The sequence below is a fragment of the Agromyces sp. NPDC058104 genome, assembly GCF_042884835.1.
In the GTDB taxonomy this organism is placed as follows: domain Bacteria; phylum Actinomycetota; class Actinomycetes; order Actinomycetales; family Microbacteriaceae; genus Agromyces.
The window spans coordinates 69,802-94,468 of the sequence record NZ_JBHVTD010000003.1; the positions used below are offsets into that span (position 1 = coordinate 69,802).

Consider the following 24,667-nt stretch of genomic DNA (forward strand, 5'->3'; position numbering starts at 1 on the left):
ACCGACTGGGAGAATGGTTCGCGTGAGAGCACTGCTGACCGCCGGAGCGTTGTCGCTCGCCTTCACGCTGTTCCTGACCCCGCTGTTCATCCGCCTGTTCACGCGGATCGGCTGGGGCCAGTTCATCCGTGACGACGGGCCGCAGAGCCATCACGTCAAGCGCGGCACGCCCACCATGGGCGGCATCATCTTCATCCTCGGCGCGCTGTTCGGCTACTTCGTCGCGACGCTGCTCGTCTCGAACGAGAAGCCCACCGCCTCGGGCCTGCTGGTGCTCTTCATGATGGTGGGCCTCGGCCTCGTCGGCTTCGTCGACGACTTCCTGAAGACCCGCAAGAAGCAGAGCCTCGGCCTCGGCGGCTGGGCGAAGGTCGCGGGCCAGGTGATCGTCGCGGCCCTCTTCGCACTGCTCGCGCTGCAGTTCCCGAACGCGCAGGGCGTGACCCCCGCCAACACGAAGATCTCGTTCATCCGCGACCTGCCGCTCGACTTCATGGTCTTCGGCACCTTCTTCGGCATCCTGCTGTACGTCATCTGGATCTGCCTGATCGCGTCCGCGACCTCGAACGGCGTCAACGTGACCGACGGCCTCGACGGCCTCGCCGGCGGCGCCTCGATCCTCGCGATCGGGTCGTTCGTGTTCATCGGCTTCTGGCAGTTCAACCAGGCGTGCGGCGCGGTCGGGCTCAACCCGAGCGACGAGTACCGCTGCTACAACGTGCGCGACCCGCTCGACATCGCGATCGTGTCGGCCGCCATCGTCGGCGGGCTCATCGGATTCCTCTGGTGGAACACGAACCCGGCGAAGATCTACATGGGCGACACCGGCTCGCTCGGCCTCGGCGGTGCCCTGGCCGCCCTCGCGGTCGTCAGCCACACCGAGCTCCTCGTCATCATCATCGGCGGACTCTTCGTCATCGAGACCGGCTCGGTCATCCTGCAGCGGGCCTACTTCAAGGTGACGCACGGCAAGCGCATCTTCCTGATGAGCCCGATCCACCACCACTTCGAACTGAAGGGGTGGGCCGAGGTCACGATCGTCGTGCGCTTCTGGATCATCGCCGGACTCTTCGTCGCCGCGGGCGTCGGCGCGTTCTACTTCGAATGGCTGCAGAGCTGATGGCGGATGCCTCGGCGCCGGAGTCGGACCGTCTCGACACCCTCACGAGCTGGAACGCGGACTGGCGCGGGCTCAGGGTCGCGGTGCTCGGGGTCGGCGTCACCGGCTTCGCCGTGGCCGACACCCTCACCGAACTCGGCGCCGACGTGCTCGTGGTCGCGCCCGAGGTCGACGAGGACCGCGCGCGCATCCTCGAGGTGATCGGCGCGAAGCTCCTCCGCCACGCCCTCGACGTCGTGCCGGCCGAACTCGAGGGGTTCGCGCCCGAGGTCGTCGTGGTCTCGCCCGGGTTCCACCCCGACCACCCGGTGCTCGAGTGGGCGGGGCGCGAGGGCGTCGCCGTCTGGGGCGACATCGAGCTCGCCTGGCGCGTGCGCGACAAGGTGAACGCCGCCGAGTGGATCCTCGTGACGGGCACGAACGGCAAGACGACGACCGTGCAGATGGCGGCGACGTTCCTCGCCGCGAACGGCCTGCGGGCCGCGCCGTGCGGCAACATCGGAGTGCCGGTGCTCGATGCCGTGCGCGATCCGGGCGGTTTCGACGTGCTCGTGGTCGAGCTGTCGAGCTACCAGCTGCACCACCTCCCGACCGCGGGCGTCGGCGCGGTGCACCCGTGGGCGAGCGTCGTCCTCAACATCGCCGACGACCACCTCGACTGGCACGGATCGTTCGAGGCGTACCGCGCGGCGAAGGCGAAGGTGTACGAGAACACGAAGCACGCCTGCGTCTTCAACCGCGCCGACGAGGCGACCCGGCGCATGGTCGAGGACGCCGAGGTCGAAGAGGGCGCCAGGGCGATCGGCTTCGGGCTCGACGTGCCCGGGCCGAGCGACTTCGGCGTGGTCGAGGGCATCCTCGCCGATCGGGCGTACCTCGACGACCGGCGCAACACCGCGCTCGAGATCACGACCCTCGCCGAGCTCGAGCCGCGGGGCCTCGACGCGCCGCACGTGGTCGCGAACATCCTCGCCGCGTCGGCGCTCGTGCGTTCCTTCGGCGTGCCGGTCGTCGTCGTCCACGACGCGCTGAACGACTTCAGGCTCGACGCGCACCGCATCGAGACCGTGGCCGTCGCCGGCGGCGTCCGCTGGATCGACGACTCGAAGGCCACGAACCCGCACGCCGCCGAGGCGTCGCTGCGGGCGTTCGGCCGCGTCGTCTGGATCGTGGGCGGGCTCCTCAAGGGCGTCGACGCGGACGCGCTCGTCGCGGCGCACGTGGGGCGCCTCCGCGCGGCGATCGTGATCGGCGTCGATCGCGAGCTGCTCGTCGCGGCGTTCCGCCGACACGCGCCCGAGCTGCCCCTCTTCGAGGTGATCGCCGACGACACTGAACAGGTGATGCCCGAGGCGGTCGCACTGGCCGCGTCGGTCGCCGCAGAGGGCGACACCGTGCTCCTCGCGCCCGCTGCGGCGTCGATGGACCAGTTCGCCGACTACGGCGATCGCGGCCGGCGGTTCCACGAGGCGGTCAGAACGATGCTGGGAGGTGAGGCGGATGGCGACTCCGCCCCGCTCGACCCGTCGCCAGAAGGCTGACCAGCAGGGCGTCTCGGCCGCCCGCATCCGGCTCGGGCGGGTCTTCCGCGTCGAGTCGGCCGACTACTTCCTGCTGCTCGGGACGACGCTGTTCCTCGTCGTGCTCGGCCTCGTCATGGTGCTCTCCGCGTCGCTCGTCCAGTCGTACCTGGAGGACGGCGGGCTGCTCGACCAGGCCATCCGTCAGGGCGTCTTCGCGATCATCGGCATCCCGGCGATGCTCATCGCGAGCCGCATGCCCGAGCGGTTCTGGATGCGCATCGCCTGGCCCGCGCTCATCATCACCTGCATCCCCCAGCTGCTCGTGGTCGCCACCGACCTCGGCATCGAGGACGGCGGCAACACGAACTGGCTGCGCATCGGCCCCGTGCAGTTCCAGCCCTCCGAGTTCATCAAGGTCGCCCTCGTCATCTGGCTCGGGCTCATCGTCACGAAGAAGCAGGACAAGCTCGGCGACTTCACCCACGGCGTGCTGCCGATCCTGCTCGTCGGCGGCGGGGCGATCGGGCTCGTCCTCCTCGGCGGCGACCTCGGCACCGTGATGATCATGGGGTCGATGCTGCTCGGCGCGCTGTTCCTCATCGGGGTGCGGCTGCGGCTCCTGCTGCTGCCGATCGTGGTCGCGGTCGTGGGCTTCGTGATCGTGGCGTTCTCGAGCGAGAACCGCATGCGACGGATCATGTCGTTCGTCGACTCGAACTGCGACACCGGGTCGGCCGACACGCTGAACTCGTGCTGGCAGGTGATGCACGGCACGTACGCGCTCGCGAACGGCGGGATCTTCGGGGTCGGCCTCGGCAACTCCGCGGCGAAGTGGTCGTGGTTGCCCGCCGCCGACAACGACTTCATCTTCGCCATCATCGGCGAGGAACTCGGCCTCATCGGCGCGATCGTGGTCATCGGGCTCTTCGTGCTGCTCGCGGTCGCGTTCGCCCGGGTGCTCCGCAGCTCGCGCACGATGTTCGCGAAGACGGTCACCGCGGCCGTGATGGTGTGGGTCATCGGTCAGGCCTGTGTCAATATCGGAGTCGTGCTCGGAGTCTTCCCCGTCCTCGGTGTCCCACTGCCGCTCGTCTCGGCCGGCGGCACCGCCCTGTTGACCACCCTCGTCGCGATCGGCGTCGTGCTGTCGGTCGCACGCGATCCCGAGGCGCCGGCGCGCGCTGCGGCGCGCGCGGCGGCCCGCAGGGCCCGTGCATCGGAGCGTGCCGCCCGATGAGCGGGTACCTGCTCGCCGGCGGCGGCACCGCCGGCCACGTGAACCCGCTGCTCGCCGTCGCCGACCGGCTCCGCGAGCGCGATGCCGACGCCGAGGTGCTCGTGCTCGGCACCGCCGAGGGCCTCGAGGCGCGGCTCGTCCCGGCGCGCGGCTACGAGCTCCTGACGATCGCGAAGGTGCCGTTCCCGCGCCGCCCCAACCGGGCCGCCCTGGCGTTCCCGTCGCGGTTCAGCCGCTCGATCGACGACGTCGCGCGGATCATCTCCGAGCGCGGCGTCGAGATCGTCGTCGGGTTCGGCGGCTACGTCTCGACGCCCGCCTACCTCGCCGCCCGTCGCGCGGGCATCCCCGTCGTGATCCACGAGGCGAACGCGAAGCCGGGCCTCGCGAACCGGCTCGGCGCACGCTGGGCCGAACAGGTCGGCGTCGCCTTCGAGGGCACGCCGCTGCCGCACGCCGAGGTGGTCGGCATGCCGCTCCGCCGCGAGATCGAGTCGCTCGACCGAGCGGCGCTCCGCGCCGAGGCCGCCGGGTTCTTCGGTCTCGACCCCGATCGGCCGGTGCTCCTCGCGACCGGCGGCTCGCTCGGGGCGCGTCGCATCAACCGCACCATGGTCGACGGCGCGGCCTCGATCACGGGTGCCGGCTGGCAGGTGCTGCACATCACGGGCGCGAACTCCGAGGTCGACGACCCGGGCGTGGCCGACTACCGCATGGTCGAGTACGCCGACCGCATGGACCTGGCCCTGGCGGCGGCCGACCTCGCCGTCTCCCGAGCGGGTGCGGCGACGGTCAGCGAGCTCGCGGCGCTCGGGCTTCCGGCCGTGTACGTGCCCTACCCCGTCGGCAACGGCGAGCAGCGCTTCAACGCGGCCGGCGTGGTCGACGCGGGCGGTGGCATCCTCGTCGACGATGCGCGATTCGTCCCCGAGTGGGTGGACGCCGAGCTCGTCCCGCTCCTCGCCGACCGCGACCGCGTGGCCGCGATGGCCGCTGCGGCCGCGACCGCGGGCGTCCGCGACGGCACCGCGCGCATGGTCGCGCTCATCGACGCCGCCCTCGGCGGGGGAGCCGCGCACCCGGCCCGAGGCGCGTAACGTTGAACGTGGCGGATGCCACGTGCACCGCCCGCGAACCATCCGCACGCACGTCGTGCGCCGACCCGCCCGACCGCACCGTCGACACCCGAGGAAGAGCACCCGAACGTGACCATCAAGCCCGATCTCTCGATCCAGATCCCCGCCGAGCTCGGCGCCGTGCACTTCGTCGGCATCGGAGGATCGGGCATGAGCGGCATCGCGCGGCTCTTCCTCGACGCCGGGCACCGGGTGACCGGCTCCGACGTGCGCGACTCGGCGAACATCGCCGCCCTGCGCGAGCTCGGCGCCGAGATCGCCATCGGCCACGCCGCCGAGAACCTCGGCGACGCCGAGGCGGTCGTCGTGACCGGCGCGCTGTGGCAGGACAACCCCGAGTACCGGCTGGCGCTCGAGCGCGGCCTCCCGGTGCTGCACCGCTCGCAGGCGCTCGCGTGGCTCATCTCGGGGCAGCGCCTCGTCTCGGTCGCCGGCGCGCACGGCAAGACGACCTCGACCGGCATGATCGTCACCGGGCTCCTCGCCCAGGGCGCCGACCCGAGCTTCGTCAACGGCGGCGTGATCGAGGGCCTCGGCGTCTCCTCCGGCGCGGGCGCCGACGAGCTGTTCGTCGTCGAGGCCGATGAGTCCGACGGGTCCTTCCTGCTCTACGACACCGCGATCGCGCTCATCACGAACGTCGATCCCGACCACCTCGACCACTACGGCTCCCGCGAGGCGTTCGAGCAGGCCTTCGTCGACTTCGCCGACCGGGCGAGCGAGCTCGTCGTCGTCTCCTCCGACGACGCGGGGGCGAAGCGCGTCACCGAACGTCTCGCGCACGAGAACGTCGTCACCTTCGGCGAGGCGGCGGATGCCACGGTGCGCGTGCACTCCATCGAGACCGACGGCCCCGTGGCGTTCTCGATCGCGTACGCCGGCGTCGACCACCGGGCGCAGCTGCTCGTGCCCGGCCGGCACAACGCCATCAACGCGGCCGGCGCCTTCGCCGTGCTCGTGGGGCTCGGCTTCGACCCCGCGGCCTCCCTCGCCGGCATCGCCCGGTTCGCGGGCACCGGCCGCCGCTTCGAACTGCACGGCACCGTCGGCGGCGTGAGCGTCTACGACGACTACGCGCACCACCCGACCGAGGTCGCCGCGGCCCTCGCCGCCGCGCGCACGGTCGTGGGCGAGGGGCGCATCATCGCCGTCCACCAGCCGCACACCTACAGCCGCACCCAGGCGTTCGCGAAGGAGTTCGCCGAGGTGCTCGAGGAGTTCGCCGACGAGACCGTCGTGCTCGACGTCTACGGGGCCCGCGAGGACCCGGTGCCGGGCGTGACCGGCGCGCTGGTGAGCGAGCGGTTCGCCGACTCCTCGCACGTCGCCTTCGTGCCCGACTGGCAGGAGGCGGCCGACCACACCGCCCGCATCGCTCGCGAGGGCGACTTCGTCATCACGCTCGGCTGCGGCGACGTCTACCGCATCGTTCCGCAGCTGCTCGGCTCGCTCGAGCGGGAGCGCGGATGACGGTGGGCCGCCCGTGAAGCGGCCGCAGGGCTTCGAGGCGCGGCCGCCGAGGCGTCCGTCGACGGGCGACCGGGCGCCGTCCGAGCCCGGCCCGACGACCGCTGCCGGCGCGCGTCCGCGGAGCGGCGGCGGGGTCGCCGACCGCGTGAGCACCGAGCCGATCGCGGTCGTGGCCGGGGCCGGCCCTGCCGGCGTCCGGACGCCTCGGGACCTCCAGGAGACGGTGCCGCTCGACGACCTCCGTCGCGGGCTCTCGGGTCCCGGTAGGGCGGGTGAGCGCGGCGTGCGCGACGCCGAGCCGCGCGACGCCGCGCGGGGCGCCCACCCGCACGACGACGCGACCGGCACCGAGCGGCGCGACGACGCGAAGGGTGCGCGGCGGGCCGTGGCCGCGGCGGAGCGCGCCCGGCGCCGCTACGAGAAGCAGGAGGTGCGCCGCTTCACGAAGCGCTCGCGGCGGCGCCGACTCGTCTGGTCGGTCGTCGGCGGGGCGCTCGCGCTGCTCGTGGTGGTCGTCGTGGGCGGGGCGTACTCGCCGCTCATGGCGCTGCGCGAGGTGCGCGTCGAGGGGGCCGCCCGCATTCCGCCGGAGCAGATCGTCGCCGCCTTCGAGGGAGAGCTCGGCACGCCGCTGCCGCTCGTCACGCGCGACGACGTCCACCGGGCCCTCGCGGGGTTCAGCCTCATCGAGACGTACTCGACCGAGACCATCCCGCCCGGGACCCTCGTCGTGCGCATCGTCGAACGGACGCCCGTCGGCGTCATCGAGACGGCCCGCGGCCTCGAGCTCGTCGACGGCGCAGGCGTCGTCATCGACCGCGTCGACGCGCGCCCCGACGGGCAGCCGCTCATCGAGACGCCCGGCGGCACCGCCTCGGACGGCTTCCGCGCCGTCGCGGCGGTCGTGCGCAACCTCCCGGCCGAGGCGCGGACGCAGCTCGTCGGCGCCACGGCCGAGACGGCCGACGACGTGCGCCTCGAGCTCGCCGGGGGAGTGCCGGTGGTGTGGGGCGGGGCCGGCGACTCGGCGACGAAGGCGGCGGTGCTCGCGCGCCTGATGGCGGTCGCGCCGCCCGACACGGTCTCCGGCTACGACGTCTCGTCGCCCGAGAGCGCCGTCACGTACTGACCGCGGGGCCCTCCGGAGGGTGCTCCACGGGGCATTCTGGGGGCCGGATCGCGACACGCCGGGAGCGCCTTTCGCGGGCCGCGCGGTGCGCCTCGTACCGTCATCACAGGAATTGCATACTCAGCAAAACTTTAACCTTCGACTAGAGGTTCAGGGTTCAGAGTTCGCACGGAAGGCCGGACATGTCGACAAACCAGAACTACCTCGCCGTCATCAAGGTGGTCGGTATCGGCGGCGGCGGCGTCAACGCCGTCAACCGCATGATCGAACTCGGCCTCCGCGGAGTCGAATTCATCGCGATCAACACCGACGCGCAGGCGCTGCTCATGAGCGACGCCGACGTCAAGCTCGACGTCGGGCGCGACCTCACCCGGGGACTCGGCGCGGGCGCCGACCCCGAGGTCGGCCGCCGCGCCGCGGAGGACCACGCCGAGGAGATCGAGGAGGCGCTGGCCGGCGCCGACATGGTCTTCGTCACCGCCGGCGAGGGCGGCGGCACGGGCACCGGCGGTGCTCCCGTCGTCGCCCGCATCGCGAAGTCGATCGGCGCGCTGACCATCGGTGTCGTCACGAAGCCGTTCGGCTTCGAGGGCAAGCGCCGTCAGACCCAGGCCGAGCAGGGCGTCGCGCGCCTGAAGGAAGAGGTCGACACCCTCATCGTGGTGCCGAACGACCGCCTGCTCGAGATCAGCGACCGCGGCATCTCGATGCTCGAGGCCTTCGCGACCGCCGACCAGGTACTGCTCGCCGGTGTCCAGGGCATCACCGACCTCATCACGACGCCGGGCCTCATCAACCTCGACTTCGCCGACGTCAAGTCGGTCATGCAGGGCGCGGGCTCCGCCCTCATGGGCATCGGCTCCTCGCGGGGGGCGGATCGCGCGATCAAGGCGGCCGAACTCGCCGTCGCGAGTCCCCTGCTCGAGGCGTCGATCGACGGCGCGCACGGCGTGCTGCTCTCCATCCAGGGCGGCTCGAACCTCGGCATCTTCGAGATCAACGACGCCGCGAGGCTCGTGCAGGAGGCCGTGCACCCCGAGGCCAACATCATCTTCGGCGCCGTCATCGACGACACGCTCGGCGACGAGGTGCGCGTCACCGTCATCGCCGCGGGCTTCGACGGCGGCGAGCCGAACGCGAAGCCGGTCGAGGCGCGTCGCACGAACTTCGTGCCCGCGGCGGCCGCAGCGGTCGGTGCGGGGGTCGGCGGCACGGGCTCGCTCGGCGAGGCCCTCGGCGGCGACGTCGCCGAGGTCATCGCGGAGATCGACATCGACGAGCTCGTCGAGACGGCGAACTGGGGCGAGGCGCAGAGCTCGACCGCGGACCAGATCGTCACCGACCCGGCGTTCGACGACAACGACGACGACCTCGACATCCCCGACTTCCTGAAGTGAGCGGGCTCGGCTACCGCCTCGCGGCCGTCCAGGCGGGCATCGCGGATGCCGCGCGCGAGGCCGGCCGCGAGGCATCCGGGATCACGACCATCGTGGTCACGAAGTTCCACCCGGCGTCGCTCGTGCGCGAGCTCGCCGGGCACGGCGTGCGCGACGTCGGGGAGAACCGGCACCAGGAGGCGCAGGCCAAGGCCGCCGAGCTCGCCGACCTCGGGCTCCGCTGGCACTTCGTCGGGCAGCTGCAGAGCAAGAAGGCGAAGCAGGTGCGCGCGTACGCCTCGGCGATCCACTCGGTCGACCGGCCCGCGCTCGTCGACGCGCTGCGTTCGGACGAGGCATCCGTCGACTGCTTCGTGCAGGTGAACCTGACCGACGACCCCGGACGCGGCGGCGTCGCGCCCGAAGCGCTCGAGGAGCTCGTCGAGCGCGTGCTCGGCACGCCCGGGCTGCGCCTCCGCGGGCTGATGGCCGTCGCTCCGCTCGACGAGCCGGCGCGCCCCGCGTTCGCCCGCGTCCGCGAGCTCTCCGAGCGCGTCGTCCGCCTCGCCCCCGATGCGCGCGACCTGTCCATGGGGATGTCCCACGACTTTCGCGACGCGATTCTGGAGGGTGCGACACACCTCCGGATCGGCAGCGCAATCACCGGGAATCGGCCGGCCGCCGGTTAACCTCGAAGAGACGGAACACAGACGGAGGCATCGATGTCGAACCCGCTCAAGAAGACCATGGTCTACCTCGGACTCGCCGATGAGGAGCTCGAGCACGAGGCGCCCCACGCGCAGCCCCAGGCCGCAGCGGCGCCCGCCCCGGTCGTGCACGCCGCCCCGGCCCCCGTGCAGAAGACCGGCGCATCGGTGACCCCGCTGCGCAAGCACCACGTCCAACCGAGCACCCCGCAGGCGGAGATGAACGAGATCCTGACCGTCCACCCGCGTCAGTACCGTGACGCGCAAGTCATCGCAGAGTCCTTCCGTGAGGGCGTGCCGGTGATCATCAACCTCTCGCAGATGTCCGATGCCGACGCACGGCGTCTCATCGACTTCGCGAGCGGCCTCTCGCAGGGGCTCTACGGCAAGATCGAGCGGGTCACGAGCAAGGTCTTCCTGCTCTCGCCCGCGCACGTGGTCGTCTCGGGGGAGACGGGCGACGCGGAGGGCGACGTCGAGGCGTCGTTCTTCACGCACGCGTAGCCGCCCGTGGGTGCGCTCCTCGTCGTCTGGAACATCCTGTACGCACTCCTCCTCATCTACTTCTTCGTGATGTGGGGGCGTTTCGTCCTCGACCTCGTGCGGACGTTCAACCGTTCATGGCGCCCGAGGGGCTTCTGGCTCGTCGTCGTCGAGCTCGTGTACAGCACCACCGATCCGCCGGTGAAGTTCTTCCGGCGGATCCTTCCGCCGATCCGCATCGGGCAGGTGGCACTCGACCTCGGGTGGAGCCTCGCGATGCTGGTCGTCATCCTCGCCATGACCATCGTGTCGGGGCTGGCCGCGGCGGCGGCCGCAGCCTGAACATCTCCTGCGATCGTGACAGGCCGAGACGATCGGCGCTCACGACTCTCAGGTGGTGTTTGCTACCGTTAGCAGAACGTGATCGAACCGATCGAACAGATTTGAGGGTGGAAAGCCATGGCGCTAACTCCGGAAGATGTGGTCAACAAGCGCTTCCAGGCGACGAAGTTCCGGGAGGGCTACGACCAGGACGAGGTCGATGACTTCCTCGACGAGGTCGTCGTCGAACTGCGTCGTCTGAACCAGGAGAACGACGAGCTGCGCCAGCGCGTCGCGGCGGCCGAAGCCCGTGCCGCGGAGGCCGCGCAGGCGCCCGCCCCCGCTGCGCCGGCACCTGCCGCGGTGTACACCGAGCCGGCCGCCCCGCCGCCCACCGTCGCCGTGCCGACGCAGGCCCCGGCCGTGCAGTCCGAGCTCGACGAGCAGACGTCGACCACCAACCTGCTGCAGCTCGCCCGCCGCCTCCACGAGGAGCACGTGCGCGAGGGCATCGAGAAGCGCGATGCGCTGATCGCCGAGGGGCACGCGACCGCGGCCCGCGTCGTCGCCGAGGCCGAGGCCAAGCAGCGCCAGCAGATGGGCATCCTCGACCAGGAGCGCGTCGCGCTCGAGAAGCGCGTCGACGAGCTCCGCACCTTCGAGCGCGACTACCGCGCGAAGCTGAAGAGCTACATCGAGGGCCAGCTGCGCGACCTCGACACCGCCGCCCCCGTGCAGGTGTCGGGCAACCAGGGCTTCTCGGCCCCCGCCGAGCAGCCGGCACCGACCTTCCAGGGCTTTGGCGGCTGAGCCGGCCGCGAAGGTCGGCACCACCACCGCCCTGCTGGTCCTGGCCGGCGCCGCGATCGCGGCGTACGGCCTCGACCAGTTGAGCAAGTTCCTCGTCGTCTCGAACCTCACCGAAGGTGAGATCGTGCCGGTGCTGGGCTCCGTGCTCCAGTGGCAGTTCGTGCGGAACCCCGGCGCGGCATTCTCCCTCGCGAGCGGCATGACGTGGATCTTCACGATCCTCGCCGCGAGCGTGATCACGTTCATCATCTGGTTCGCCCGGCGCATCCGCTCGGTGGCATGGGCGCTCGTCTTCGGCCTGCTGCTCGGCGGCGTGCTCGGCAACCTGACCGATCGGCTCTTCCGCGAGCCGAGCTTCGGGCTGGGTCACGTGATCGACTTCATCTCCACCCCGTGGATGCTCCCGGCGATCTACAACGTCGCCGACATCGCGATCGTGTCGAGCATGGTGCTGTTCATGATCCTGACGATCCGCGGCATCGGGCTCGACGGCTCGCGCGAGGCGCGACCCGCCAAGACCGCGTCGGATGCCGCGTCGCCGGCCTCGTCCGAGGGCGACGGGCCCGAGGCGCCTCGGTCGCCGGCCGCGGATCCGCTCCGCGCGCACGAGGCCTGATGGAGCATCGCTCGTTCCCGGTTCCCGACGGGCTCGACGGCACTCGGGTCGACGCGGGCCTCGCGAAGCTCCTCGGCTTCTCGCGCACCCTCGCCGCCGAGATCGCCTCGGCCGGAGGCGTCAGCGTCGACGGCGCGACCGTCGACAAGTCCGATCGACTGCGGGCCGGCGGCTGGCTCGAGGTGAGCTGGGAGCCGCCGCGCACGCTCGCGGTCGAGCCGATCGCGGTGCCCGAGCTCGGCATCGTCCACGACGACGACGACCTCGTCGTGGTCGACAAGCCGGCGGGCGTCGCCGCGCACCCCTCGCTCGGCTGGACGGGGCCGACGGTCGTCGGCGCTCTCGCGGCGGCGGGGTTCCGCATCTCGACGTCGGGCGCACCCGAACGGCAGGGTGTCGTGCACCGGCTCGACGCCGGCACCAGCGGCCTCATGGTGGTCGCGAAGTCGGAGCGCGCCTACACCGAGCTCAAGCGGCAGTTCCACGATCGCGAGGTCGAGAAGATCTACCACACCGTCGTCCAGGGTCACCCCGATCCGCTGGCCGGCACGATCGACGCGCCCGTCGGGCGCCACCCGCGCTCCGAGTGGAAGTTCGCGGTGACGGCCGACGGCAAGCACGCCGTCACGCACTACGAGACGCTCGAGGCGTTCCCGTACGCCTCGCTCCTCGAGGTGCACCTCGAGACGGGGCGCACGCACCAGATCCGCGTGCACATGGCCGCGCAGCGGCACCCGTGCGCGGGTGACGCCATGTACGGCGCCGACCCGACCCTCTCGGAGCGGCTCGGGCTCACCCGCCAGTGGCTGCACGCCCACGAGCTCTCGCTCACGCACCCGGGCACCGGCGAGTGGACGACGTTCACGTCCGAGTATCCCGACGACCTCGCCCACGCGCTCGAGCTGCTGCGCGGCGACTGACGCCGGTCGTCCGAGTCGGGTGCGAACCGGCCCCGACGTGGGCGGCTCGCCCTAGACTCGAAGACACCCCCAGAACCACCCCGCAGCATCCGAAGAGGAGCCCCGTGGCCGCCGATTCATTCGTCCACCTGCACGTGCATTCCGAGTACTCGATGCTCGACGGAGCGGCCCGGGTGGGCGAGCTGATCAAGGCCGCGCAGGGCGAGGGCATGCCGGCCGTCGCGGTCACCGACCACGGCAACGTGTTCGGCGCCTACGACTTCTGGAAGCAGGCGACCGACGCCGGCATCAAGCCGATCATCGGCACCGAGGCGTACATCACGCCCGGCACCGCGCGCGGCGACAAGACCCGCGTGCGCTGGGGCAACGGCGGCGGCGACGACGTCTCGGGCTCGGGTGCGTACACCCACATGACCCTGCTCTCCGAGACGACCGAGGGCATGCACAACCTGTTCCGGCTCTCGAGCCGCGCCTCGATCGAGGGCTACTACTTCAAGCCGCGCATGGACCGCGAGCTGCTCTCGACCTACTCGAAGGGGCTCATCGCGACGACCGGCTGCCCGTCGGGCGAGGTGCAGACGAGGCTTAGGCTCGGCCAGTACGACGAGGCGCTGAAGGCGGCCGCCGACTTCCGCGACATCTTCGGCAAGGAGAACTACTTCGCCGAGATCATGGACCACGGCCTCGGCATCGAGCGCCGCATCATGGAGGATCTGCACCGGCTCGCGAAGGAGCTCGGCCTGCCGCTCGTGGCGACGAACGACCTGCACTACACGCACGCCGACGATGCGAAGAGCCACGCGGCGCTGCTGTGCGTGCAGTCGGGCTCGACCCTCGACGACCCCAACCGGTTCAAGTTCGACGCCGACGAGTTCTACCTGAAGACCGCGGCCGAGATGCGCCACGTCTTCCGCGACCACCCCGAGGCGTGCGACAACACGCTGCTGATCGCCGAGCGCTGCGACGTGCAGTTCAACACGAGCGCCAACTACATGCCGCGATTCCCCGTGCCGGCCGGCGAGAGCGAGGAGACCTGGTTCGTGAAGGAGGTCGACCGGGGCCTCGAGCTGCGTTACCCGAACGGCATCCCGGCCGAGGTGCGCAAGCAGGCCGACTACGAGGTCGGCGTCATCCTGCAGATGGGCTTCCCCGGCTACTTCCTCGTCGTCGCCGACTTCATCAACTGGTCGAAGGAGCACGGCATCCGCGTCGGACCGGGGCGTGGCTCGGGTGCCGGCTCGATGGCCGCGTACGCGATGAAGATCACCGACCTCGACCCGCTGCAGCACGGGCTCATCTTCGAGCGCTTCCTGAACCCCGACCGCGTCTCCATGCCCGACTTCGACGTCGACTTCGACGAGCGTCGTCGCGGCGAGGTCATCAAGTACGTGACCGAGAAGTACGGCGAGGAGCGCGTCGCGCAGATCGTCACCTACGGCACCATCAAGGCCAAGCAGGCGCTGAAGGACTCCGGCCGCGTGCTCGGCTTCCCGTTCTCGATGGGCGAGAAGCTCACGAAGGCGATGCCGCCGGCCGTCATGGGCAAGGACATCCCGCTCACCGGCATCTTCGACAAGAACCACCCGCGCTACAAAGAAGCCGGCGACATCCGTGCGATCGTCGAGACCGACCCCGAGGCGCGCACCGTGTTCGACACGGCGCTCGGCCTCGAGAACCTGAAGCGCCAGTGGGGCGTCCACGCGGCGGGCGTCATCATGTCGAGCGACCCGCTGATCGACATCATCCCGATCATGAAGCGCGAGCAGGACGGCCAGATCGTCACGCAGTTCGACTACCCGGCGTGTGAGTCGCTCGGCCTGATCAAGATGGACTTCCTGGGGCTCCGCAACCTCACGATCATCGACGACGCGCTCGACAACATCGAGGCGAACCGCGGGTTCCGCCCGGTGCTCGAGGACCTCGACCTCGACGACCCCGAGGCGTACGCACTGCTCTCGCGGGGCGACACCCTCGGCGTCTTCCAGCTCGACGGCGGGCCGATGCGCGCGCTCCTCAGGCTCATGAAGCCCGACAACTTCGAAGACATCTCGGCCGTCATCGCGCTGTACCGTCCGGGCCCCATGGGCGCGAACTCGCACACCAACTACGCGCTCCGCAAGAACGGGCTGCAGGAGATCACCCCGATCCACGCCGAGTTCGCGGAGTCCCTGAAGGACATCCTCGACACGAGCTACGGCCTGATCATCTACCAGGAGCAGGTCATGGCGATCGCCCAGCGCGTCGCCGGGTTCTCGCTCGGACAGGCCGACATCCTCCGCCGCGCGATGGGCAAGAAGAAGAAGTCCGAGCTCGACAAGCAGTACGAGGGCTTCTCGAACGGCATGAAGGCGAACGGCTACTCCGAGGAGGCGATCGGCAAGCTCTGGGAGATCCTGCTGCCCTTCTCCGACTACGCCTTCAACAAAGCGCACTCCGCGGCCTACGGCGTGCTGAGCTACTGGACGGCGTACCTCAAGGCGCACTTCCCGGCCGAGTACATGGCGGCCCTCCTCACGAGCGTCGGCGACGCCCGCGACAAGCTCGCGCTCTACCTCAACGAGTGCCGCCGCATGGGCATCAAGGTGCTGCCGCCCGACGTGAACGAGTCGATCGGCTTCTTCGCGGCCGTCGGCGACGACATCCGATTCGGGCTCGGCGCCGTGCGCAACGTGGGCTTCAACGTCGTCGACGCGATCCGCGCCGCGCGCGACGAGAAGGGGCGCTTCGAGTCGTTCCACGACTTCCTGAAGAAGTCGCCCCTGCCGGTGGCGAACAAGCGCACCGTCGAGTCGCTCATCAAGGCCGGCGCCTTCGACTCGCTCGGCGCGACCCGGCGCGCCCTCGTCGAGATCCACGAGGGCGCGGTCGAGTCGGCGGTCGGCGAGAAGCGCGTCGAGGCGACCGGCCAGGCGGGCTTCGACTTCGACTCCCTGCTCGCCGAGCACGAGGAGGCGCCGCCGTCGCTCGTGCCCGACCGGCCCGAGTGGGCCAAGCGCGACAAGCTCGCCTTCGAGCGCGAGATGCTGGGGCTCTACGTCTCCGACCATCCGCTCGCCGGGCTCGAGGCCCCGCTCGCCAAGCACGCCTCGACGACGATCACCGACCTCATGGGGTCCGACGCCACGCAGGACGGCGACACCGTGACGATCGCCGGCCTCGTGACGAGCGTGCAGCACCGCGTCGCGAAGGCCTCGGGCAACCAGTACGGCATGATCCAGGTCGAGGACTTCTCGGGCGAGATCACCGTCATGTTCATGGGCAAGGCCTACCAGGAGTTCGCACCGGGTCTCAAGGCCGACTCGATCGCGGTGGTGCGCGGGCGCGTCAGCATGCGCGACGACGGCATGAACCTGCACGCCTACAGCGTGTTCACCCCCGAGCTCGGCCAGGGCGACGAGAGCGGTCCCGTCATGATCTCGCTGCCCGACCAGCGCGCGACGACCGAGACGATCACCGCGCTCGGCGACGTGCTCATCCGGCACCGGGGCGACACCGAGGTGCGGCTGAAGCTCGTGCGCGGGCGGAGCGCCCGGGTGTTCGAGCTGCCGTACCCGGTGAAGGTGAGCGCCGACTTCTACGGCGAGCTGAAGAGCCTGCTCGGCCCGAACTGCCTCGTGTGACGCGGCCCCGCCGGGCGCCGACGCGCGCTCGGTAGGCTGGATGGGCCATGCGTACCATCGACCTCCGCGGAACCCGCCCGTCCACGACCGAGCTGCTCGCCCTCGTCCCTCGCGCCGCAACCGACGTGTCGGCCGCCCTCGAGCCCGCCCGAGCGCTCATCGACGCCGTGCGAGAGCACGGCGGCTCGGCGCTCCTCGACCAGGCCGAGCGGTTCGACCGGGTGCGGCCGCCGCAGGTCCGAGTGCCCGCCGACGAGCTCGACGCCGCACGCGAGGCCCTCGCCCCCGAGATCCGCGACGCGGTCGAGCGCACCATCGAACGCGTCCGCGCCGCGAGCGCCGCCCAGGTGCCCGCGCCCGAGCGCACGGTGCTCGGCGACGGCGCGGTGGTCGAGCAGCGCTGGCAGCCCGTCGCCCGGGTCGGCCTCTACGTGCCGGGCGGGAAGGCCGTCTACCCGTCGAGCGTCGTCATGAACGTGGTGCCCGCCCAGGCCGCAGGCGTGCGCTCGATCGCCCTCGCCTCGCCGCCGCAGGCCGAGTTCGGCGGCCGGGTGCACCCGACGATCGCCGGCGTCGCCGCGCTGCTCGGCATCACCGAGGTCTACGCCATGGGCGGCGCGGGGGCGATCGGCGCCTTCGCCTACGGCGTGCCCGACCTCGGGCTCGAGCCGGTGCAGCGCGTGACGGGCCCCGGCAACGTCTTCGTCGCCGCCGCGAAGCGGCTGGTGCAGGGCGTGACCGGCATCGACGCCGAGGCCGGGCCCACCGACATCCTCGTGATCGCCGACGACGGGGCCGACGCCGACTTCGTGGCCGCCGACCTCGTGAGCCAGGCCGAGCACGACGAGCTCGCCGCCTCGGTGCTCGTCACCGACTCCGCCGAGTTCGCGTCGCGCGTCGTCGCGCGTCTCGAGGCACGAGCCGGTGCGACGAAGCACCGCGAGCGGGTGCGTCAGGCGATCGACGGCGTGCAGTCGGCCGTCGTGCTCGTCGACGACCTCGAGCAGGCTACCGACTTCGCCAACGCCTTCGGCGCCGAGCACCTCGAGATCCAGGTGCGCGACGTCGACGCGGTGCTCGAGCGCATCGAGAACGCCGGCGCCATCTTCGTCGGGCCCTACTCGCCGGTGAGCCTCGGCGACTACGCGGCCGGCTCGAACCACGTGCTGCCGACGGGCGGGCAGTCGCGGTACGCGGCCGGACTCTCCGCCGCGACGTTCCTGCGTCCGCAGCAGGTCGTGCGCTACGACGAGCAGGCGCTCCGCGAGGTCGCCCCGGTCATCGCGGCACTCTCGGCCGAGGAGGACCTGCCCGCGCACGGCGAGGCCGTCACCGCGCGGTTCGACCGCCCCTGACCGCGCCGGCGCCCGACGTCGTCGCGGCGCGCGGCCTCCGGCCGCCTGCCGCGCGCCACTAGGCTGGGGACACCATGTACTGCCCGTTCTGCCGCCACCCCGATTCGCGCGTCATCGACTCCCGCACGAGCGACGACGGGCTCTCGATCCGTCGCCGCCGTCAGTGCCCCGAGTGCGGCCGGCGCTTCTCGACGACCGAGACGGCGAGCCTCGTCGTGATCAAGCGCAGCGGCGTCGTCGAGCCGTTCAGCCGCGAGAAGGTCGTGCTGGGCGTGAAGAAGGCCTGCCAGGGGCGTCCCGTCACCGACTCCGACCTCGCGGTGCTCGCGCAGAAGGTCGAGGAGACGATCCGCTCGACCGGCGCCTCGCAGATCGAGGCGAACGACATCGGGCTCGCCATCCTCCCGCCCCTGCGCGAGCTCGACGAGGTCGCCTACCTGCGCTTCGCGAGCGTCTACCAGGCGTTCGACTCGCTCGACGACTTCGAATCGGCGATCGAGCTGCTGCGCGAGGAGCACGGGCACCTCCCGGCCCGACCGGTCGAGTGACGCGACGGGTGCCGCGACCGGTACCCTGAATCCGGCATGTATCGACTTCTCTTCTCCGCGTTCCTCTCCAAGCTCGACCCCGAAGACGCGCATCACCTCGCATTCCGGGTGATCAAGGCGCTCCCGACGCTCGGCGTCGGCCGGGTCGTCGAGCGCTTCACCGCGCCCGACCCGTCGCTCGCGGTCGAGGCGCTCGGGCTCCGGTTCCCGTCGCCGTTCGGCGTCGCGGCGGGCTTCGACAAGGACGGCCTCGCGGTGCTCGGCCTCGGCAACCTCGGCTTCGGCCACGTCGAGGTCGGCACGATCACCGCGATCGCGCAGCCCGGCAACGAGCGCCCGCGCCTGTTCCGCCTCGTGAAGGACCGCGCGCTCATCAACCGCATGGGCTTCAACAACGGCGGGGCGGATGCCGCGGCCGGCCGCCTCTCGCGGCTGTCGCGCCGCTCGCGGCGCCCGGTGCTCGGCGTCAACATCGGCAAGAGCCGGGTCACCGCGGTCGAGGACGCGGTCGGCGACTACGAGCGCAGCGCGAAACTGCTCGCCCCGTACGCCGACTACCTCGTGGTGAACGTCAGCTCGCCGAACACCCCCGGCCTGCGCGGCCTCCAGGAGCTCGACGCCCTCGCCCCGCTGCTCGAGGCCGTGCGCGCCGCGAGCGGCACCACGCCGTTGCTCGTCAAGATCGCCCCCGATCTCGACGACGCCGAGGTGGTGCGCATCTGCGAGCTCGTGGTGCGTCTCGGCCTCGACGGCCTCATCGCCACGAACACGACGATCTCCCGCGAGGGGCTCCGCACCGAGGCATCCGCCGTCGAGGCGATCGGGGCGGGCGGCCTCTCGGGCGCTCCGCTCGCCGAGCGCTCGCTCGAGGTGCTGAAGCTCGTGCGGCGGCACGTGCCGGCCGAGCTCTGCGTGATCTCCGTCGGCGGCGTCGAGACGGCCGCCGACGTGCAGGACCGGCTCGACGCCGGTGCGACGCTCGTGCAGGGCTACTCGGCGTTCATCTACCTCGGCCCGCTGTGGGCGCGGCAGGTCAACCGCGGGCTCGCGGCGTTCCGTCGTTCGCGCACCGCCGCGGTCTCGGCGTAGTCGCGCCGTCGGGCAGGCCGGCCGGCCGCACCAACGGGCGGGCGCTGCGGCACACGGCGATGCGGCCGACTCGTCAGACGACCCCGACCTCGGCGAGCTGGTCGGCGATGGTCGACCCGTCGCTCGCCGAGACCCAGGGCACCTCGGTGCCGTGCTCCTCGGCCTTCGTGCGGCCGCCGGCGAGCACCGCCTCGCCCGTCGAGAGGCGGCGGATCGCGATCGCCTCCACGCGGTCGGGGTGCTCTGCGGCGAACTGGGCGTAGAGCTCTTCGTCGTGCTGCCCGTCGTCGCCGATGAGCAGCCAGCGCACGTTCGGGAACTCCTCGGCGAGGCGCCGCAGGTTCTCCTGCTTGTGCTCGCGCCCGCTGCGGAACCAGCGGTCGTGCGTGGGGCCCCAGTCGGTGAGGAGCAGCGGGCCGGCGGGGTAGAGGTTGCGCGAGAGGAAGCGCGTGAGGGTCGGGGCGACGTTCCACGCGCCCGTCGACAGGTAGATCACGGGGGAGCCCGGGTGCGAGCGCGCGAGGCGCTCGAAGAGGACGGCCATGCCGGGCGTCGGGATGCGGGCGTGCTCGTCGAGCACGAAGGTGTTCCAGGCGGCGACGAGCGGGCGGGGGAGCGCCGTCACCATCACGGTGTCGTCGACGTCGGAGATGATGCCGAACTCGACGTCGGGGCCGACGATGCGGATCGGCGCCTCGACGGGGTTCGCGCCCTCGGTGGTGAGCGTCGCGCGGTGCCAGCCGGGCTCGAGCGACACCGGCACGGTCGTGTCGACCACGCCGCCGCGGTCGGCGAGCACCTCGATGCGCTGGCCGCCGATCTCGATGACGACGGGCACGTCGCCGACGGGCACGCTCGTGAAGCTGCGCCAGCCGCGGATGCCCTGGTCGCCGCGACGGCGCCGCCGCTTCGAGCCCTGGTCGGGTGCGATCGGCTTGTGCAGCAGGACCCGGCAGAACACGCGGACCCATTCGGTCGAGCCGTAGCCGGTGTAGGGCACCACGGTGGGGATGTGTCCGCGACGGCGCGCCCATCGGGAGCGGACGTCGTGGATCCAGTCTTCGATGCGCGCGGCACGATGCCGGACCTGGCGCTCTCGGGATCCGGCCGGGGTGGGGGAGCTCGCCGGCATCCACTCAGTCTGTCATGCGACCGGCCCGGGTCGCGAAACGGGCCGCGATCGGTCAATCGAGCCGTTCGACGCCCGGTAGAGTGGTCCGAGCAACTGAGGAGGTTCCGTGCCGAACATCGACCTGATCCTCGGGGCCGATCCGAGCCGGAGGCGCTCGGTCCGCACCGAGCCGACGCAGCGTCGCTCGAGCCAGCGTCTCGACGCGCTGCTCGACGCCGCCGCCGAGATCGTCGACGAGTCGGGCTTCGAGCGGCTGACGACCCAGATGGTCGCCGAGCGCGCCGGGGCTTCGATCGGCACGGTGTACCGCTACTTCCCCGACCGCGTCGCGGTGCTCTACGCGCTGCGCGAGCGGTCGGTGCGCCGCTACCGCGAGCGGGTGGCCGACGAGATGGAGCGCGTCGAACTCGAGTCCTGGTGGACGGTGCTCGACGTCGCGCTCGAGGTCTGCGCGACGATGTACCGCGACGAGCCCGGGTTCACCGTCGTGCACGCCGCGCAGCGCGAGCTCGCCGAGGGCGACATCGAGCCCGAGTTCGCCCATCGCATGGCACGGCTCATCGAGGCCGAGTTCGGCGACAGCGACGACCAGGACGAGCTGCGGTTCCGCCTCGGCGTGGCGATGGAGATCGGGGACGCGCTCATCAGCCGTGCGTTCGAGCGCAGCGCCGAGGGCGACGAGCGCTATCTCGCCGAGGCGAAGCGCCTCGTGCACGACTACCTCGCCGAGCACCTCGGCGCGGTGATCGCGGCCTCGAGCGCCGCCTGACCGGGCTCGCGACGCGCGGCGTCAATCCGTTGCCCTGAAGCGCGATCGGTGTTTGGCTTGAGCCTGCACATCGAGCGAACGCCGACGACGGGATGAAGCCAGCATGATCGAGTTCCGCGGCGTTTCGAAGCGCTTCCCCGACGGCACGCTCGCGGTGTCCGGCGTCGACATCGTGATCCCGCCGCGCAAGACGACCGTCCTCGTCGGTTCCTCGGGCTCCGGCAAGACGACGCTCCTGCGCATGATCAACCGGATGGTCGACCCGAGCGACGGCCAGGTGCTCATCGACGGCACCGACGTCGCGACCCTCGAACCCGTCGCGCTGCGCCGCAGCATCGGTTACGTGATGCAGAACTCGGGTCTCCTTCCGCACCGCAAGGTGATCGACAACGTCGCCACGGTCCCGATGCTCCGCGGCACCCGCCGGCGCGAGGCGCACGCCAGGGCGCTCGAGCTGCTCGACACCGTGGGGCTCGACCGCTCGCTCGCCGACAAGTACCCGAGCCAGCTCTCGGGCGGTCAGCAGCAGCGCGTCGGCGTGGCACGCGGCCTCGCGGTCGACCCGAACATCCTGCTCATGGACGAGCCGTTCGGCGCGGTCGACCCCATCGTCCGGTCGGAGCTGCAGCAGGAGCTGCTGCGGTTGCAGGGCGAGCTCGGCAAGACGGTCGTCTTCGTCACCCACGACATCGACGAGGCGTTCCTCCTCGGCGATCAGGTCGTCATCATGCAGCAGGGCGGCCGGATCTCGCAGGCGGCGTCGCCGGCCGAGATCCTCGCCCGCCCGGCCGACGACTTCGTCGCCGACTTCGTGGGCGCGGACCGGGGCAAGCGCGTGCTGCACCTCAGGGAGGTCGACGGGCGCCAGGTGGTCGTCGACGACGACGGGCGTGCGGCGGGAGTGCTCGCCTCGTGACCTGGCTTTGGTCGAATCTCGACCTGGTCGCCGAGCTGAGCCTCGTGCACCTGGCACTGTCGGTACCCGCGATCATACTGAGCTTCGTGGTCTCCGTTCCGATCGGCTGGCTGGCGCACCGCTACCGGTGGTCGCGCGGCGTGCTGCTCACGCTGTGCGGGCTGCTCTACGCGATCCCCTCGCTCGCCCTGCTCATCGCCCTTCCGGTGTTCACCGGGCTGGGCGTGCGCTCGCCCGTGAACCTCGTGGTCGCGCTCACGCTCTACGGCATCGCGGTGATCGTGCGCACGGCCGCCGACGCCTTCGACGCGATCGACCGCGACGTGCGCCAGTCGGCGACCGCGGTCGGCTACTCGGCGTTCGGCCGCTTCCGGTCCGTCGAGCTCCCGCTCGCGGGGCCGGTGCTCCTCTCGGGGCTCCGGGTCGTCATCGTCAGCACCGTCAGCCTCGCGACGATCGGTGCGGTGATCGGCGTGCCGAGCCTCGGCAGCCTCTTCACCGACGGCTTCCAGCGCGGCATCCAGGCCGAGATCGTCACCGGCATCGTCGCGACGATCGCGCTCGCCCTCCTCCTCGACCTGCTCGCCGTGCTCGCGGGGCGGCTCCTCATGCCGTGGACGCGGATCGGGGCGCGCCGCAGGCGCGTCGTCGCCGCACCCGTGCCCGAGGAGGTGCTGCCGTGAACCTCGTCGCCGACGGCATCGCGTGGATCCTCGACCCCGCCAACTGGCAGGGCGCGGGCAGCATCCCCGAGCGCATCGGCCAGCACCTGCTGCTCTCGCTCGTGGTGCTGCTCATCGCCTCCGTGATCGCGCTGCCCACCGGTGCGGTCATCGGCCACACCGGCCGTGGCAAGCAGCTCGTCGTCATGGTCTCGGGCGGGCTGCGCGCCCTGCCGACGCTCGGCGTGCTGACGCTCTTCGGCCTCTGGCTCGGCATCGGGCTCGCGGCGCCGGTGATCTCACTCGTCATCCTCGCGGTGCCGCCGCTGCTCGCCGGCGCGTACGCGGGCTTCGAGGCGGTCGACCGGCGCACGATCGACGCGGCGCGGGCGATGGGCATGCGCGAGCGCGAGATCGTCGGCGGTGTCGAGCTCCCGCTCGGCCTGCCGATCATCGTCGGCGGCGTGCGCTCGGCGGCGCTGCAGATCATCGCGACGGCGACGCTCGCCGCGTACGTGGCCGACGTCGGGCTCGGCCGGCCGATCTTCCAGGGGCTCAAGACCCGTGACTACGGCGAGATGCTCGGCGGCTCGATCCTCGTGATCCTGCTCGCGCTCGTCGTCGACGGGGCGTTCGCGCTCGCGCAGCGCCTCGTCGTGCCCGCCGGCGTGCGGGCGACCCGCACTCGTGAACTCCGCTCGCGGCCGGCCCGGCAGCGAGCGGTCGTGGGGCGACCCATCCATGAAGGGAACAGGCAATGATCACAGCAGGAAAAGGCCGATTCGTCGCGCTGGCGGCGGTCGCGGTCGGGGCGACAGTGGCCCTGGCAGGGTGCGCATCGGGTGATCCGCTCGACAGCGGATCGGGCGAGACCGACGGCGGCGGCGAGACCCTCGTCGTCGGCTCGCAGGACTACTACTCGAACGAGATCATCGCGCAGATCTACGCCCAGGCGCTCGAGGCGAACGGCTTCACCGTCGACCTCCAGCCGCGCATCGGGCAGCGCGAGGTCTACATGCCCGAGCTCGAGAGCGGCGCGATCGACGTCTTCCCCGAGTACACGGGCAACCTCCTCCAGTACTACGTGCCCGACACCACGGCGACGACCGCCGACGACGTCTACGCCGAGCTCGAGGGCGCCCTGCCCGACGGACTGCGCGTCCTCGACCAGTCGCCGGCCACCGACCAGGACTCCTACAATGTCACGAAGGAGTTCTCGGAGACGAACGGCGTCACGAGCCTCGCCGACCTGGCGAAGGTCGAGACGCCGCTGACGCTCGGCGGCAACTCCGAGCTCGCGACGCGGCCCTACGGGCCCGAGGGCCTGAAGTCGGTCTACGGGGTCGACGTCGCGTTCACCCCCATCGAGGACAGTGGCGGGCCGCTCACCATCAAGGCACTCCAAGACGGCGCGGTGCAGCTCGTGAACATCTACAGCGCCAATCCGGCCATCTCCACGAGCGACCTCGTCACCCTCGAGGACCCCGAGGGGCTCTTCCTCGCCTCGAACGTGGTTCCCGTGGTGAGCGAGAAGGTCGACGACGAGGCCGCAGAGGTGATCGACACGGTCAGCGCTGCGCTCGCCGCCGCCGACCTCGTCGCGCTCAACGCGCTCAGCGTCGACGAGCAGCAGTCGGCCGAGCAGATCGCGAGCGACTGGCTGGCCGAGCAGAAGCTGTTCTGATCGGCGCGGCCGCCGGCTAACGGCCGGCGCCGTGCTCGGAGGGG

Annotated in this window: 23 protein-coding genes; 22 read left to right on the forward strand and 1 reads right to left on the reverse strand. The window is 71.4% G+C overall.

The window, feature by feature from the left end; all coding sequences use genetic code 11:
- The first annotated feature begins 22 nt into the window (after positions 1-22).
- The 17 genes from mraY (at position 23) to ACFVTH_RS14195 (ending at position 19,460) form a co-directional block, all read left to right on the forward strand.
- Entirely contained in the window at positions 23-1,120 is a 1,098-nt protein-coding gene (mraY, locus tag ACFVTH_RS14115; RefSeq protein ID WP_387092071.1) for a phospho-N-acetylmuramoyl-pentapeptide-transferase, read from the forward strand.
- Positions 1,105-2,661, forward strand: coding sequence for a UDP-N-acetylmuramoyl-L-alanine--D-glutamate ligase (gene murD, locus ACFVTH_RS14120; protein WP_387092074.1), 1,557 nt, complete (start codon positions 1,105-1,107; stop codon positions 2,659-2,661). Before mraY ends, murD begins: the two co-directional genes overlap by 16 nt.
- On the forward strand, positions 2,621-3,880 hold the full coding sequence (ftsW, locus tag ACFVTH_RS14125; protein WP_387092077.1) for a putative lipid II flippase FtsW: 1,260 nt from the start codon (positions 2,621-2,623) through the stop codon (positions 3,878-3,880). Before murD ends, ftsW begins: the two co-directional genes overlap by 41 nt.
- Positions 3,877-4,977: an undecaprenyldiphospho-muramoylpentapeptide beta-N-acetylglucosaminyltransferase gene (gene murG / locus ACFVTH_RS14130; protein WP_387092080.1), complete on the forward strand. Its 1,101-nt coding sequence runs from the start codon at positions 3,877-3,879 to the stop codon at positions 4,975-4,977. The genes ftsW and murG overlap by 4 nt, the downstream gene beginning before the upstream one ends.
- Before the next feature lie 108 nt (positions 4,978-5,085).
- The gene (gene murC / locus ACFVTH_RS14135; RefSeq protein WP_387092083.1) at positions 5,086-6,486 is read left to right on the forward strand and encodes a UDP-N-acetylmuramate--L-alanine ligase; all 1,401 of its coding nucleotides are present in this window, start codon (positions 5,086-5,088) and stop codon (positions 6,484-6,486) included.
- 13 nt (positions 6,487-6,499) lie between these two features.
- Entirely contained in the window at positions 6,500-7,615 is a 1,116-nt protein-coding gene (locus ACFVTH_RS14140) for an FtsQ-type POTRA domain-containing protein (RefSeq protein WP_387092086.1), read from the forward strand.
- Positions 7,616-7,797: 182 nt separating this feature from the next.
- Entirely contained in the window at positions 7,798-9,012 is a 1,215-nt protein-coding gene (ftsZ, locus tag ACFVTH_RS14145) for a cell division protein FtsZ (RefSeq protein ID WP_387092088.1), read from the forward strand.
- Positions 9,009-9,680 carry a YggS family pyridoxal phosphate-dependent enzyme gene (locus ACFVTH_RS14150; protein WP_387092091.1) on the forward strand — a complete coding sequence of 224 codons (672 nt, stop codon included), beginning with the start codon at positions 9,009-9,011 and terminating at the stop codon, positions 9,678-9,680. The genes ftsZ and ACFVTH_RS14150 overlap by 4 nt, the downstream gene beginning before the upstream one ends.
- 33 nt (positions 9,681-9,713) lie before the next feature.
- Positions 9,714-10,202 carry a cell division protein SepF gene (locus ACFVTH_RS14155; RefSeq protein WP_387092094.1) on the forward strand — a complete coding sequence of 163 codons (489 nt, stop codon included), beginning with the start codon at positions 9,714-9,716 and terminating at the stop codon, positions 10,200-10,202.
- A gap of 6 nt (positions 10,203-10,208) precedes the next feature.
- On the forward strand, positions 10,209-10,523 hold the full coding sequence (locus tag ACFVTH_RS14160) for a YggT family protein (protein ID WP_387092097.1): 315 nt from the start codon (positions 10,209-10,211) through the stop codon (positions 10,521-10,523).
- Between the two features lie 117 nt (positions 10,524-10,640).
- On the forward strand, positions 10,641-11,312 hold the full coding sequence (locus ACFVTH_RS14165; RefSeq protein ID WP_386941625.1) for a DivIVA domain-containing protein: 672 nt from the start codon (positions 10,641-10,643) through the stop codon (positions 11,310-11,312).
- Positions 11,302-11,928: a signal peptidase II gene (lspA, locus tag ACFVTH_RS14170; protein WP_387092100.1), complete on the forward strand. Its 627-nt coding sequence runs from the start codon at positions 11,302-11,304 to the stop codon at positions 11,926-11,928. Before ACFVTH_RS14165 ends, lspA begins: the two co-directional genes overlap by 11 nt.
- Complete coding sequence (locus ACFVTH_RS14175; RefSeq protein ID WP_387092103.1) at positions 11,928-12,848, forward strand: RluA family pseudouridine synthase; 921 nt, start codon at positions 11,928-11,930, stop codon at positions 12,846-12,848. Before lspA ends, ACFVTH_RS14175 begins: the two co-directional genes overlap by 1 nt.
- Before the next feature lie 104 nt (positions 12,849-12,952).
- Positions 12,953-16,468, forward strand: a complete 3,516-nt coding sequence (gene dnaE / locus ACFVTH_RS14180; RefSeq protein WP_387092106.1) for a DNA polymerase III subunit alpha — start codon at positions 12,953-12,955, stop codon at positions 16,466-16,468.
- A 47-nt stretch (positions 16,469-16,515) separates the two neighbouring features.
- On the forward strand, positions 16,516-17,823 hold the full coding sequence (gene hisD, locus ACFVTH_RS14185; protein WP_387092108.1) for a histidinol dehydrogenase: 1,308 nt from the start codon (positions 16,516-16,518) through the stop codon (positions 17,821-17,823).
- Between the two features lie 74 nt (positions 17,824-17,897).
- Positions 17,898-18,371, forward strand: coding sequence for a transcriptional regulator NrdR (gene nrdR / locus ACFVTH_RS14190; protein ID WP_387092112.1), 474 nt, complete (start codon positions 17,898-17,900; stop codon positions 18,369-18,371).
- Positions 18,372-18,407: 36 nt separating this feature from the next.
- Positions 18,408-19,460, forward strand: coding sequence for a quinone-dependent dihydroorotate dehydrogenase (locus ACFVTH_RS14195; RefSeq protein ID WP_387092115.1), 1,053 nt, complete (start codon positions 18,408-18,410; stop codon positions 19,458-19,460).
- Between the two features lie 73 nt (positions 19,461-19,533).
- On the opposite strand, the gene ACFVTH_RS14200 is transcribed toward ACFVTH_RS14195, so the two are convergent.
- Complete coding sequence (locus ACFVTH_RS14200) at positions 19,534-20,592, reverse strand: App1 family protein (RefSeq protein ID WP_387092118.1); 1,059 nt, start codon at positions 20,590-20,592, stop codon at positions 19,534-19,536.
- Between the two features lie 106 nt (positions 20,593-20,698).
- On the opposite strand from ACFVTH_RS14200, the gene ACFVTH_RS14205 reads away from it, so the two are divergent.
- From ACFVTH_RS14205 to ACFVTH_RS14225, 5 genes are all read left to right on the forward strand, one after another.
- Positions 20,699-21,361 (forward strand): TetR family transcriptional regulator, encoded by a 663-nt coding sequence (locus ACFVTH_RS14205; protein WP_387092120.1) that lies wholly within the window; start codon positions 20,699-20,701, stop codon positions 21,359-21,361.
- A 103-nt stretch (positions 21,362-21,464) separates the two neighbouring features.
- Entirely contained in the window at positions 21,465-22,277 is an 813-nt protein-coding gene (locus ACFVTH_RS14210; RefSeq protein WP_387092123.1) for an ABC transporter ATP-binding protein, read from the forward strand.
- On the forward strand, positions 22,274-22,960 hold the full coding sequence (locus ACFVTH_RS14215) for an ABC transporter permease (RefSeq protein ID WP_387092126.1): 687 nt from the start codon (positions 22,274-22,276) through the stop codon (positions 22,958-22,960). The genes ACFVTH_RS14210 and ACFVTH_RS14215 overlap by 4 nt, the downstream gene beginning before the upstream one ends.
- Entirely contained in the window at positions 22,957-23,700 is a 744-nt protein-coding gene (locus ACFVTH_RS14220) for an ABC transporter permease (RefSeq protein WP_387092129.1), read from the forward strand. Before ACFVTH_RS14215 ends, ACFVTH_RS14220 begins: the two co-directional genes overlap by 4 nt.
- Positions 23,697-24,623, forward strand: a complete 927-nt coding sequence (locus tag ACFVTH_RS14225; RefSeq protein WP_387092132.1) for an ABC transporter substrate-binding protein — start codon at positions 23,697-23,699, stop codon at positions 24,621-24,623. The genes ACFVTH_RS14220 and ACFVTH_RS14225 overlap by 4 nt, the downstream gene beginning before the upstream one ends.
- The last annotated feature ends 44 nt before the right edge of the window (positions 24,624-24,667 follow it).

Coding starts and splice junctions, on each gene's coding strand:
- murD (WP_387092074.1), top strand. CDS start 1,105: ATGGCTGCAGAGCTGATGGCGGATGCCTCGGCGCCGGAGTCGGACCGT.
- ftsW (WP_387092077.1), top strand. CDS start 2,621: ATGGCGACTCCGCCCCGCTCGACCCGTCGCCAGAAGGCTGACCAGCAG.
- murG (WP_387092080.1), top strand. CDS start 3,877: ATGAGCGGGTACCTGCTCGCCGGCGGCGGCACCGCCGGCCACGTGAAC.
- ftsZ (WP_387092088.1), top strand. CDS start 7,798: ATGTCGACAAACCAGAACTACCTCGCCGTCATCAAGGTGGTCGGTATC.
- ACFVTH_RS14155 (WP_387092094.1), top strand. CDS start 9,714: ATGTCGAACCCGCTCAAGAAGACCATGGTCTACCTCGGACTCGCCGAT.
- ACFVTH_RS14165 (WP_386941625.1), top strand. CDS start 10,641: ATGGCGCTAACTCCGGAAGATGTGGTCAACAAGCGCTTCCAGGCGACG.
- ACFVTH_RS14175 (WP_387092103.1), top strand. CDS start 11,928: ATGGAGCATCGCTCGTTCCCGGTTCCCGACGGGCTCGACGGCACTCGG.
- hisD (WP_387092108.1), top strand. CDS start 16,516: ATGCGTACCATCGACCTCCGCGGAACCCGCCCGTCCACGACCGAGCTG.
- nrdR (WP_387092112.1), top strand. CDS start 17,898: ATGTACTGCCCGTTCTGCCGCCACCCCGATTCGCGCGTCATCGACTCC.
- ACFVTH_RS14195 (WP_387092115.1), top strand. CDS start 18,408: ATGTATCGACTTCTCTTCTCCGCGTTCCTCTCCAAGCTCGACCCCGAA.
- ACFVTH_RS14200 (WP_387092118.1), bottom strand. CDS start 20,592: ATGCCGGCGAGCTCCCCCACCCCGGCCGGATCCCGAGAGCGCCAGGTC.
- ACFVTH_RS14210 (WP_387092123.1), top strand. CDS start 21,465: ATGATCGAGTTCCGCGGCGTTTCGAAGCGCTTCCCCGACGGCACGCTC.
- ACFVTH_RS14225 (WP_387092132.1), top strand. CDS start 23,697: ATGATCACAGCAGGAAAAGGCCGATTCGTCGCGCTGGCGGCGGTCGCG.